The sequence below is a fragment of the Nocardia veterana NBRC 100344 genome (genome assembly GCF_000308855.1).
GTDB classification, from domain to species: domain Bacteria; phylum Actinomycetota; class Actinomycetes; order Mycobacteriales; family Mycobacteriaceae; genus Nocardia; species Nocardia veterana.
In genome coordinates, this window is sequence record NZ_BAGM01000089.1 from 19,902 (window position 1) to 31,814 (window position 11,913).

Sequence of the window (11,913 nt, forward strand, 5' to 3'; positions counted from 1 at the left end):
TCTACACCGCGCTGCCGGTCACCCACCGCGTAATGCGCTCGGCGATCTCCTCGGCGGTCAACCCCAGCTCCTGATGGATCTGTGCCCGCGAGCTGTGGTCGAGGAACTGCTGGGGCACGCCGAGCGCCCGGGTCGGCACATCCAGTCCGGATTCCCGCAAGCGGGCGGAGACGCTGCTTCCGATGCCGCCGTGCAGGCCGCCGTCCTCGACGGTCACCACCAGACGATAGTTCTCGGCCAGCTTGACGACCGTATCGGAGACCGGCAGCACCCAGCGGGGGTCCACGACCGTCACCGAAATGCCTTGTGCCGACAGCAGATCCGCCGCCGCGACCGCGGTGGCGCCGAGCGCGCCGACCGCCACCAGGAGGACGTCACCGCGCACGGCCTGTGCCGAGGAGCCCTCCGGCATCCGCAGCACATCCACGCCGTCCAGCCGTTCCAGCGCCGAAACCTCTTCGACCACCGGGCCTTTCGGGAACCGCAGCGCGGTCGGGCCGTCGCCGATCGCGAGCGCCTCGGTCAGTTCCTCGCGCAGGGTCGCCGCATCCCGCGGGGCGGCCACCCGAATACCCGGCACGATGCCGAGGATCGACAGATCCCACATACCGTTGTGGCTGGCACCGTCGTCGCCGGTGATTCCGGCCCGGTCCAGTACCAGGGTCACCGGCAGCTTCAGCAGCGCGACATCCATCAGCAACTGATCGAAGGCACGGTTGAGGAAGGTCGAATAGATCGCGACCACCGGATGCAGCCCGCCCAACGCCAGGCCCGCGGCGGAGGTCATCGCATGCTGTTCGGCGATGCCCACATCGAACAGCCGCTCGGGAAAGCGCTCCCCGAACGGCGCCAATCCGGTGGGTCCCGACATGGCGGCGGTGATGGCGACGATGTCGTCGCGCTGTTCGCCGTGCCGAATCAGCTCCTCGGAGAACACCGAGGTCCAGCCCACGGTCTTGCCGCCGGTGGGCTGTCCGGTCTCCGGATCGATGGCGCCGATGGAGTGCATCTGATCCGCGACGTGGTCGACCGCCGGCTGATAGCCGCGGCCCTTGAGGGTGACCGCGTGGACCACGACCGGACCCCCGAAATCCTTGGCCCGGCGCAGCGCCGCCTCGAGCGCCACCGGATCGTGGCCGTCGACCGGGCCCACGTACTTCAGCCCGAGGTCGCTGAACAGTTCCTGCGGTGCGACCGCGTCCTTGATCCCCGCCTTGAGCGCGTGCAGCATCGAATACGCCGAACCACCGACCCGCGGAATCCCCTGCACGAACCGCTTGGTGGCGTCGAGGGCCTGCTCGTAGGCGGGCTGCATGCGCAGCGAGGTCAGCCGATCGGCCAGACCGCCGATGGTCGGTGAATACGACCGGCCGTTGTCGTTGACGACGATCACCAGCGAGCGGTCCGGACCGGCGGCGATATTGTTCAGCGCCTCCCAGCACATGCCACCGGTGAGCGCGCCGTCACCGACGACCGCCACCACGTGCCGGCGCTGCCCGGTCAGCGCGAACGCCTTGGCCAGCCCGTCGGCATACGACAGCGACGCCGAGGCGTGTGAGGATTCGACCCAGTCGTGTTCGCTCTCCGCGCGGCTCGGATATCCCGACAGTCCGCCCTGCTTGCGCAGCCGATCGAAGCCGTCCTTGCGGCCGGTGAGGATCTTGTGCACGTAGGCCTGGTGGCCGGTGTCGAAGATGATCGGATCGGCCGGCGAGTCGAAGACCCGGTGCAGGGCGATGGTCAGTTCCACCACCCCGAGGTTCGGCCCCAGATGACCACCGGTGACGGCGACTTTGCGGACCAGGAACTCCCGAATCTCCTCGGCCAGCTCGCGCAGCTGGGGTACCGTCAGCCGGCGCAGGTCCTCGGGCGTATCGACCCGGGAAAGAACTCCCACCGTTCTCGCTCCCTCTCCGATGGCTCGTCTGTTTCGAACAGTCTACGGAGCCGTTTCCGGGCCCGACGACGGGAACGACCGGCGAGCTGCGACATTCGAGATCGGTGTGAGGCTCGACATAGATCATCCGCATTACAGTGGGTCGCGGCCCGTCCGCGCCCCGGAAGGACGATATGACGACCGAGCAGCCACGATCAGGGACCGTGACCACCTTCGGGCACGGCACCGCCACCGCGACACCGGACCGGATTCAGGTGTCGATCTCGATCGAGACGCGCGCCGAGACCGTGGCCCTCGCCTACGGCCGCGCGGGCGAACGCACCACCGCCGTGACCGCGGCCCTGCGCGCCGACGGTGTCGCCGGTAGCGATATCGCCACCACCGGCCTGTCCGTGCGCACCGAGACCACGTGGACCGAGAACGAGGGCACCCGAATCACCGGCTACGTCGCGACCACGTCACTCACCGTCGCGCTCCGGATCCCGGGCACACCCGAGTCGGCGGGTGTGGATCCGGCGGCGATCATCGCCCGCGCCGTCGAGGCCGGCGGCGACGATGTGCGGCTCGGCGGATTGAACCTGACCGTTGCCGACCGCGGCGAGCTGTTGATCCGCGCCCGCGAGGCTGCCTGGGACGACGCGCTCGAACGCGCCCGCCGCTACGCCGAACGGGCCGGGCTCAGCCTCGGCCCGGTCCTCGAGATCACCGAGAACACCGCCACCGCACCGGAACCTCGCGGCGAGGTCCGCTTCGTGGCGGCCCGATCGGCCACGGCCGGCGCCCCCGTTCCGGTCGAATACGGCGAGCACGAAGTGAGCGCCGAGATCCGCGCCACCTGGCACCTGGATTGAGCCACAGCGACTTTCGCCGATGCGGCGGCTCGGGATCATATTTCGGCCGAGGACGGAGCGCGCGACCTCACCCGCGTTCCAGGAGGGCCAGACATTCCACGTGATGGGTGGCCGGGAAGGCGTCGAAGGCACGCAGCGTGCGCACCCGATATCCGGCCGCGTGATAGAGGCCGACGTCACGGGCGAAAGCGGCCGGGTCGCAACCGATGTGGACGATGCGATCCGGATTCGCCGCGGTGAGCGGCGTGACCACCTGCTTGCCGGCGCCTGCGCGCGGCGGGTCGAGGACGACGACCCGCGGGCGGCGATCGCGAGCCGCGATCCAGCGCTCGACGCGGTCGGCGAACAACTGGACCCCGGGCAGGTCGCGCAGCGCCGCCGTTCCGTCGGCAACCGCCGAACGCGCGGACTCGACTCCGAGCACCGGCCCGCTCGGTCCGGCCTGTTCGGCGAGGCGGGCGGCGAAAACGCCCGCACCGCAATACAGATCCCAGGCCGAGGCGCCGGGATCCAGGTCGGCCCATTCGGCGACCAGGTCCGAATACCGTTGTGCCGCATCGCGATGCGGCTGCCAGAATCCGGTCGCCGACACCTCCCAGCGGCGCCCGGCCACATATTGCACGGCCCGTCCGCTCCCGGACACCACCCGCTCGGCACGCCGCGCATGCGCCGCGGCACGCCGCGCCGCGGTGGCGCGACGATCACCGCCGCGACGGGGTGGCACGGCCGGCGATGCTAGCTCGACGATATGACGCAACCCGTCCGCGTCGACCGCGATCACCAGTTCCGCGCCCGGCGTCCAGGTCTGTTCGGCGATTCCGGCCACGGCACCCGGAACCGGTTGCGGACAGCGCAGATCCGGGATCACCTCGCTGCTGCGATACCGGTGGACGCCGGCCCGCCCCTGAGCATCGACGACCAAGCGCAGCCGGGTCCGCCACCCGGTCTCCGGCGCGTCGGCACCGGCGTCCGGATCGGGAGCGCCGGAACCCGGATGCCGTTGTCCGCCCGGTCCCGCGGCGGACCCGAGCGGTAGCGGTTCGACGGTGACCTCGGTGTCCCAGTGCGCGAGCCGCCGCAGTTGTTCGGTGACCACCGCCGCCTTCAGGCTTCGCTGGGCCTCGGGTGTGGCGAAGGCGAAATCACAGCACCCCGCACCGCCGGGACCGGAGACCGGACAGTTCGGCCGCACCCGATCGGGTGCGGGCTCCAGGATGTCGATCGCCTCGGCACGGCAGAACGATCCGCGGTCCTCGGTCACCCGGGCGAGCACCAGTTCACCCGGCAGCCCGTGCCGGACGAACAGCACCCGGCCCTCGTGGCGCGCGACACAGAACCCGCCGTGCCCGGGCGCGCCCAGCCGCACGCGCACCGTGTGGCCGGACCAGTCCGGCCCGGCATGCGCGGACGAGCGTGCGGTCACGAACGATCCTCGAAACCGCGGCGCACCGCGCCCGGAACATTGACGACCTCGTGGCGACGGGCCTTCGCCGAGGAGCTCAGCTGCCACGGCACGCTGGTCACCATCACCCCCGGCTCGAACAGCAGCCGGCCCTTCAACCGCAACGCGCTCTGGTTGTGCAGCAACTGCTCCCACCAGTGCCCGACCACGTATTCGGGAATGAAGACGGTCACCACATCGCGCGGTGAGTCCTTGCGCACCCGTTTGACGTAGTCGACGACCGGTTTGGTGATTTCGCGGTACGGCGATTCGATCACCTTGAGCGGTACCGGGATATCGCTGTCGGCCCATTCCCGCACCAGCGCCCGGGTGTCGGGTTCGTCGACGTTGACCGTCACGGCCTCCAGCGTGTCCGGCCGGGTGGCACGTGCGTAGGCCAGTGCCCGCCGGGTCGGCAGATGCAGCTTCGACACCAGCACGATCGAATGGGTGCGGCTCGGCAGCACCGGAGTGAATTCCTGCTCCTCGAGTTCCCGGCCCACGGTGTCGTAGTGGCGGCGGATCAGGCGCATGAGACCGAAGATGGCGGCCATGGTGACGATCGCGATCCAGGCGCCGGCAAGGAATTTCGTGATCAGCACGATGATCAGCACGGCACCGGTCATGGTGAGGCCGATGGCGTTGATCACGCGCGAGCGCAGCATCCGCCGACGCACCGCCGGGTCGGTCTCGGTCCGCAGCAGCCGGGTCCAGTGCCGCAGCATGCCGGTCTGGCTCAGGACGAACGAGACGAACACACCGACGATGTAGAGCTGGATCAGCCGAGTCACCTCGGCTCCGAACAGGACGACGAAGGCGATCGCGGCACCGGAGAGGAACAGAATGCCGTTGCTGAAGGCGAGCCGGTCGCCGCGGGTGTGCAACTGCCGGGGCAGGAATCGGTCCTGCGCCAGAATGGAACCCAACACCGGGAATCCGTTGAAGGCCGTGTTGGCGGCCAGCACCAGAATCAGCGCAGTCACGATCGTGATGTAGAAGAAGCCGGCGGGGAAGCCGGAGAAGATGGAGTCGGCCAGCTGCGCGATGAGCGTCTTCTGCTCGTAGTCGGCCGGCGCGCCCACCAGATCGGCTTTGTCCGCCGCGAAGACCACGCCCAGCTTGCGCGCCATCAGGATGATCCCCAGGAGCAGCGTGATCGCGATGGCGCCCAGCATCAGCAGCGTGGTGGCGGCATTGCGGGATTTGGGTTTGCGGAAGGCCGGCACTCCGTTGCTGATCGCCTCCACACCGGTCAACGCCGCACATCCTGAGGAGAACGCCCGCGCGATCAGGAAGGCGAAGGCGATGCCCTGCAGATGCGATTCGTCGCCGTTCAGGCTGAAACCCGACGATTCGGCGTGCAGCTCGTCGCCGAAGACGAAGATCCGCACCGCGCCCCAGGCCAGCATCAGGAAGACGCCGATCATGAAGCCGTAGGTGGGGATCGAGAACGCGGTTCCGGACTCCCGCACCCCGCGCAGATTCATCGCGGTCAGCAGCACGATCGCCGCCACCGCGAACAACACCTTGTGGGTGGCCACGAACGGCACCGCGGAGCCGATGTTCGATGCCGCCGAGGAGATCGAGACCGCCACCGTGAGCACATAGTCGACCAGCAGGGCACTGCCGACCGTCAGCCCCGCCATCGGGCCCAGGTTGACCGTGGCGACCTCGTAATCGCCGCCGCCGGACGGATAGGCGTGCACGTTCTGCCGATAACTGGCGACCACCACCGCCATCACGGCCGCGACCGCCAGCCCGATCCACGGGGTGTACACGTAGGCGGACAGCCCCGCCGTGGACAGCACGAGGAAGATCTCCTCGGGCGCGTACGCCACCGAGGACAGCGCGTCGGAGGCGAAGACGGGCAGTGCGATCCGCTTGGGCAGCAGGGTATGTCCCAGGGAATCGCTACGGAAAGGGCGGCCGACCACCATACGCTTGACGGCCGTCGTCAACTTGGACACTCGGCACAGCATAAGCGCACCGCCTCATGTGACATAGCCGGTGGTTCACTCGCGTTTCGGTCACGCGGTATGGGGGAACGTGCTGCAGGGAACCGGCAACGGGTACGGTTCCCCCGAGAGGGAACCAGACCGCACACCACGGTTTTCGGCGGAATTGGGGTTGACACGGTGTACGTAGTGATCATGGGGTGTGGCCGAGTCGGCTCCGCATTGGCGCGCGCCCTGGTCCGGATCGGTCACGATGTTGCCGTGATCGACCGGGATCCCGGCGCGTTCCTGCGCTTGGGCAAGGATTTCCCCGGCGAGCGGGTGACCGGGGTCGGTTTCGATCGAGACGTGTTGACACGGGCCGGAATCGAACGCGCGGGCGCGTTCGCCGCCGTATCGAACGGTGACAACTCCAACATCATCTCCGCGCGGGTGGCGCGGGAGACCTTCGGCGTGGAACGAGTCGTGGCCCGCATCTACGACGCCAAGCGGGCCGCGGTGTACGAACGGCTCGGAATTCCGACGATCGCCACCGTGCCGTGGACCACCGATCGGTTCCTGCGCACGATCACCGGTGACGAAACCGCCGCCACCTGGCGCGATCCCACCGGAACCGCCTCGGTCACCGAACTCGTCCTGCACGAGGATTGGTACGGGCGTACCGTGCGGGATCTGGAGGACGCGATCCCGGTGCGGGTGGCCTTCCTGATCCGCTTCGGCCAGGCCCTGCTGCCGACCAGCAAGACGGTGCTGCAGGCCGACGACACGGTCTACATCGCCGCGGTCTCCGAGAAAGTCGGCGAGGTCGTCGCCGTCGCCGCCACCGCCCCATCGAGCGAGGACAAGTCGTGAACGTAGCGATCGCGGGGGCCGGCGCCGTCGGCCGCTCCATTGCCCAGGAATTGCTGCGCGGCGGGCATCGGGTCACCCTGCTGGAACGCCGCCTCGACCACATCGACCCGGCCGTCGCGCCCACGGCCACCTGGCTGCACGGGGACGCCTGCGAACTCGAACTCCTGGAGGAGGCGGGCCTGCAGGATTACGAGGTGGTCATCGCCGCCACCGGCGACGACAAGGCGAACCTGGTCTTCAGCCTGCTCGCCAAGACCGAGTTCGGGGTCCGGCGGGTGGTCGCCCGGGTCAACGATCCGCGCAACGAATGGCTCTTCGACGGCTCGTGGGGAGTGGACGTCGCCGTGTCTACGCCGCGGTTGCTGGCCTCCCTGGCCGAAGAAGCGGTGTCGGTGGGTGATCTGGTGCGGCTGATGACGCTGCGGCAGGGGCAGGCCAACCTCGTCGAGATCACCCTGCCCACCGACACCGCGCTGGCCGGGCGCGCGGTCCGCACGTTGTCGCTGCCTCGCGATGTCGCGCTGGTGACCATCCTGCGCGGCGGGCGGGTGATCGTGCCGCAGCCCGACGACCCGCTCGAGGGCGAGGACGAGCTGCTGTTCGTCGCGTCGGTGGAGGCCGAGGAGGAACTGCGCCGCAGCCTCACCGCGGAACCCGCCGGGGCGGCATCCACCACCGACTCGGCGCCCACGTCGCCGATCTGAGCCGGGCGGCTCAGACGCCTTCGGGCGCCAGCTGAGCGCGCAGCTTGTTCAGGGCGCGATGCTGCATCACCCGCACCACGCCGGGGCTGGTGCCGATCGCCTCGGCGGTCTGCGCGGCGGTCCAGCCGAGCACGATGCGCATCACCAACACCTCGCGATGGGCTGGGGCCAGGATCTTCATCAGCTCCCGGGTGGCCTGCCGGCGCTCCGAGTTCAACGCCAGTTCCTCGGGACCCGGTGCGATGGAAGGGGTTTCGGGGAATTCGGCCACCGGGTAGGACGGTTGCTGCTGGGCCCTGCGGAACGCGTCGGCCACCTTGTTCGCGGAGATGCCGTACACGAAGGCAAGGAACGATTTGCCCTGATCGCGGTAGCGCGGGATCGCCGTCACGGTGGCGATGCAGATTTCCTGCGCGATATCGTCCGCGGTGACGTGCGGATTGTTGCTCGACCCCACCCGCGCGGCGCAGTAGCGGCGTACCAGCGGATGCACGATCCGGATGATCTCGGTGACCGCGCGCTGATCGCCGGCCGCCGCCGGTCCGATCAATCGGTCGAGGTCAGCGGCGGCGCGGCGGCTGTCCGATCCCGCGGGCGCCGACCTCGGCGACCGGACACCCGTACCCTTCGCCGGGCCGGTAGTCGCCGCCGCGTTCTCCTCGGTAACCACTGGGGATCCTCTCGCCGATCGCTGCTTACCTCACGATCGTGCGCCCCATCCGGTTCGGAAAATAGATACCCCAGGGGTGGGTTCTACCCACCCCGTCGTTGTGGTGCCCCGGAGACCAGGGGCATAACCGGACCTCGAGTCGGTTCAGTCCGCGGCCTTGACCGGCATATGTCCGGCCCGACGCACCGCCCATACGGTGACGAGCAGTGCCACCGCGGTCAGCGGCCAGCCCATGGCGATGCGCGCGGCGGCGAGCCACCCGGTGCTGTCGGTGTCGTAGAAATGGTTCTGCACCAGATACCGGGCACCGAACACGATCACCCAGACGGCCGTGGCGAGGTCGTAGAGCCGCATCACCCGGCGGTCCTCCCGCCAGCCGTGCCCGTGCCCGTTCAGCACCCCCCAGATGACCCCGGCCAACGGCCACCGGACCACCAGCGACGCCAGGAACACACCGGCATACACCAGGCTGGCCCAGATCCCGAACAGGAAGTACCCCTTGGCCGCACCGGTCCGGTGCGCGATAAAGGCGCACACCGCGACGCCGATGAATCCGGAGATGGCGGGCTGAATCGGTGACCGGCGCAGCAGCCGCCAGATCAGCACACCCGCCGCGGTGGCCAGGGCCGCCCAGATGGCGGCCGTCAGACCCCACAGCGTATTCGCGGGGACGAATACCACCACCGGGAGCGTCGAGTAGATCAGACCGCTGATACCGCCGAGCTGCTCGAGCAGCGTCTGCTGAATCTCCTCGTCCCGCTCCTCGGGCGGGTGGTCCTCCCCGGCGCGCGAGCCGCCCGCCGGTTCCCGCAAACGATGCCGACCGGGCCCCCCGACCTGGTTCACGCGGAGTCCGGCCACGGCGGCCGGGTCGGCGCCCTCGTCGTTGTGGGGTATCGGCATACGTCAGGAATTCTCGCGGAGTTCGTAGTAGGGGTTGTACATCACCTTGGCGTTATCGCGTTCACCGATGCGGCCGCGGACCAGGATACGGCGTCCGGTTTCGATCCCCGGAATCCGCCGCCGGCCGATCCACACCAGCGTCACCGCGTCGGTGCCGTCGAAGAATTCGGCCTCGACACACGCGCTGGCCGATTTGGGACAGGCTTCCACACTGCGCAACCGGCCCAGCATGGTGACCTCCTCGCCACGCCGGCATTCGGCCGCCCTGCAGGCGCCTGAGGCCTCGGAGGTCTCGGCGAGCTCCTCCGCATCGAGGACGTCCAGATCGGCCGTCAGACGACGCCCCAGACGCCGGAAATAACCACTGTCGGGGCCCACCTTGCTCGCGGTGCCCGACCCCGCCTTGTTACCGCCTGTGAAAGGCATCTTGCAACACTTCCTGCACTACAGACGGCGTGGGTCACACGTCGTCGGTTTCCCACACGACCGGCTGGTTGGCCGTACACCCGCCACTGTAGATGCACCGTGTCGGCCCCGCTACGGGAGCCCGGCACCACAACGGCGGCGTTGACCACACCGTCTGCTGAGTTCCCTTCCCGACCGGCCGCGAATCCTCCGATTCGAGTGGTCGACAACACGTTTTCCACACCGCCGGCGGGGAGCCGGGACGGTCGTTCGCCGAGCCCCGACCCTCGCCGCGTAGGCTCCGGCCCGTGTCAGAGCTACCCTCTCCCGCCGCCACCCGCCCGGCAGTGGTCGTCGGCCTGCCGGGCACCGGCTCCGATGCCGACTTCGCTCGCCGCGCCTTCGAACCGGCCTGTGCCGCAATGGGTCTCCCGTTCATCGCGGTGGAACCGGACCCGCGCGCCGTGGTGGCGAGCTGCCGGGCCGCGCTCGACGAGGCGGCCCTGGCCGGTCCGGTGCTCGCGGCGGGGATCTCCCTGGGCGCCGCGATCGCGGTGGAATGGGCCGCCGAGCACCCGGCCTCGGCCCACGCGGTGATCGCCGCCCTGCCCGCCTGGACGGGAGCCGATGCCGTCGGTTGTCCGGCGGCGCTCAGCGCGGCCACCACCGCGGCGCAGCTGCGCGCCGAGGGGCTCGAACCGGTGATCGAACGCATGCGGGCAGGCAGCCCACCCTGGCTGGCGCGCGCGCTCGCCCAGTCCTGGCGCACCCATTGGCCGGACCTGCCCGCCGCCCTGGAGGAAGCGGCAGGTTACGCCTGGCCGGAACCGGAAACGCTTGTGGCACTGGATGTTCCGACCGCCATCGTGGCCGCGGTGGACGATCCGGTCCACCCCGTCGCGGTGGCCGAGCGCTGGAACGAACTCCTTCCACACGCCCGGCTGCACCGCATCACCCTCGACGAATTGGGAGCCGATCCGGGCATTCTCGGCCGGCGCGGGCTCGGTGCGCTGATCGCCGCGCCGATTCCCCGGGGTTGACCGAGCCGGGCGTCCCGTCCGCGGGACGCCCGGTGCGAATCAGTTGAGGCCGAGTTGCTGCATCGCCGACCCCTCCGCGCCACGGCGCGGAACCTGTTGATCGGCGGTCACCACCGGGAACGTGCCCGTCGCCGCGGCTTCGGCGGCGGCCGCCTGGGCGGCGAGAGCCTGCTGCTGCGCCTCGATCTGCTGTTGATGCGCGGCGATCAACTGATCGGCCAACTCCTGCGGCAGCACCACCGGCAGCGGTTCACGCACCGGCATCGGCTCCTCGCCGCGACGTACCACCGTGTCCGCCAGGATCGCCCGCGCCGCCTCGACCAGCGGGGTACCTTCGTCGGCCGCACCCGAGGGCCCGGCCGCCACCAGCCGGACCATCCAGCGATAACCGTCGACTCCGATGAAGCGCAGATCGGCCCCCTCGGTCACGGCATGCAATTCCCGCCCCCACGGACCGGTCTGCACCGACACCTGCGCACCGTCGGCGCGCAGTGATTCGGCCAGGTCGGCGGCGACGGTGCGCCATTGGCCCGGCGATTTCGGGGCCGCGTAGGCAGCCACCGTCAGCCTGCCGTGCGGGGTGGCCAGGTGGACCGCCTGCGGCGTGCCGTCGGGGGTCATCTCCACCTGCAACTGACCGCCGTCGGGGACGGGCAGGATGATCGAGCCCAGGTCCAGGCGCTGCTCGGAGATCCGGTCGAGGATGTCGGCGACCTCGTCGTAGTCGAACGGCCCGGTCTGCGGTTCGGCCTCCTCGTCCACATCGTCGTATTCGTCGTCGACCGCGTATCCCTCGTCGTCGTCGAATTCGGCGGGCGCGAACCCGGCGGACTCGGCCTCCTCGGGGTCGTAGACCGGATCGTCGGCGTACCCGTCGTCGGCGTACGCCTCGCCGCCGTAGGCCTGTTCGGCCACGTAACCGTACTCGTGATCGCCGGGGTGCGGACCGGGCTCGTCGTAGGGCGCCGGCTCCGGATATGCCTCGGCCGCCGCGAAACCACCGGTGCCGGGACCGGCTCCGGGACGTGCGCCACGGCCGTTGTGATAGGCCGGATTTCCGCGGTACGGGTCGGGCGCGGCCACGCCGGGGGTGGCCGGCAGGGCGGTGTCCGGGTAGTCGTCACCGGCGGTCCCGTAGACACCCTCCGGCTCGGCGTCGACCGGCCGATGCCGGCCGGTGGCGGGACCGCCCATC

11 protein-coding genes are annotated in these 11,913 nt (G+C 69.7%); 4 read left to right on the top strand and 7 right to left on the bottom strand.

From position 1 onward, the window contains the following. Window position 1 precedes the first annotated feature (1 nt). Window positions 2-1,897 (bottom strand): 1-deoxy-D-xylulose-5-phosphate synthase, encoded by a 1,896-nt coding sequence (gene dxs / locus ON37_RS15410; protein ID WP_040720248.1) that lies wholly within the window; start codon window positions 1,895-1,897, stop codon window positions 2-4. Between the two features lie 203 nt (window positions 1,898-2,100). On the opposite strand from dxs, the gene ON37_RS15415 reads away from it, so the two are divergent. Then, on the top strand, window positions 2,101-2,748 hold the full coding sequence (locus ON37_RS15415; protein ID WP_245553211.1) for an SIMPL domain-containing protein: 648 nt from the start codon (window positions 2,101-2,103) through the stop codon (window positions 2,746-2,748). Window positions 2,749-2,815: 67 nt separating this feature from the next. Here the strand turns inward: ON37_RS15415 and ON37_RS15420 are convergent, their stop codons facing one another. Together ON37_RS15420 and ON37_RS15425 are read right to left on the bottom strand one after the other, a co-directional pair. Then, on the bottom strand, window positions 2,816-4,171 hold the full coding sequence (locus ON37_RS15420) for a class I SAM-dependent RNA methyltransferase (protein WP_051031630.1): 1,356 nt from the start codon (window positions 4,169-4,171) through the stop codon (window positions 2,816-2,818). Next, complete coding sequence (locus ON37_RS15425; RefSeq protein WP_040720259.1) at window positions 4,168-6,156, bottom strand: APC family permease; 1,989 nt, start codon at window positions 6,154-6,156, stop codon at window positions 4,168-4,170. Before ON37_RS15425 ends, ON37_RS15420 begins: the two co-directional genes overlap by 4 nt. Window positions 6,157-6,324: 168 nt before the next feature. Between ON37_RS15425 and ON37_RS15430 the strand changes: the two genes are divergently transcribed. Next, window positions 6,325-6,996, top strand: a complete 672-nt coding sequence (locus ON37_RS15430) for a potassium channel family protein (protein ID WP_040720249.1) — start codon at window positions 6,325-6,327, stop codon at window positions 6,994-6,996. After that, entirely contained in the window at window positions 6,993-7,700 is a 708-nt protein-coding gene (locus ON37_RS15435) for a potassium channel family protein (protein ID WP_051031631.1), read from the top strand. The genes ON37_RS15430 and ON37_RS15435 overlap by 4 nt, the downstream gene beginning before the upstream one ends. Window positions 7,701-7,710: 10 nt before the next feature. On the opposite strand, the gene ON37_RS15440 is transcribed toward ON37_RS15435, so the two are convergent. The 3 genes from ON37_RS15440 to ON37_RS15450 form a co-directional block, all read right to left on the bottom strand. After that, the gene (locus tag ON37_RS15440) at window positions 7,711-8,370 is read right to left on the bottom strand and encodes a sigma-70 family RNA polymerase sigma factor (protein ID WP_083893013.1); all 660 of its coding nucleotides are present in this window, start codon (window positions 8,368-8,370) and stop codon (window positions 7,711-7,713) included. Window positions 8,371-8,514: 144 nt separating this feature from the next. Beyond that, on the bottom strand, window positions 8,515-9,117 hold the full coding sequence (locus ON37_RS15445) for a DUF3159 domain-containing protein (RefSeq protein WP_040720262.1): 603 nt from the start codon (window positions 9,115-9,117) through the stop codon (window positions 8,515-8,517). Window positions 9,118-9,276: 159 nt separating this feature from the next. After that, a complete protein-coding gene (locus tag ON37_RS15450) occupies window positions 9,277-9,699 on the bottom strand; it encodes an OB-fold nucleic acid binding domain-containing protein (protein ID WP_083893015.1) in 423 nt (140 codons plus the stop codon). A 287-nt stretch (window positions 9,700-9,986) separates the two neighbouring features. Between ON37_RS15450 and ON37_RS15455 the strand changes: the two genes are divergently transcribed. Beyond that, window positions 9,987-10,718: an alpha/beta fold hydrolase gene (locus ON37_RS15455; protein ID WP_040720251.1), complete on the top strand. Its 732-nt coding sequence runs from the start codon at window positions 9,987-9,989 to the stop codon at window positions 10,716-10,718. Between the two features lie 39 nt (window positions 10,719-10,757). Here ON37_RS15455 and ON37_RS15460 read toward each other — a convergent pair whose 3' ends face one another. Next, window positions 10,758-11,633 (bottom strand): DUF3710 domain-containing protein, encoded by an 876-nt coding sequence (locus tag ON37_RS15460; RefSeq protein ID WP_245553212.1) that lies wholly within the window; start codon window positions 11,631-11,633, stop codon window positions 10,758-10,760. Between the last annotated feature and the right edge of the window lie 280 nt (window positions 11,634-11,913).

Bases quoted from the DNA above. Each gene is read 5' to 3' on its own strand.
- ON37_RS15450 (WP_083893015.1), bottom strand. From the start codon at position 9,699: ATGCCTTTCACAGGCGGTAACAAGGCGGGGTCGGGCACCGCGAGCAAG.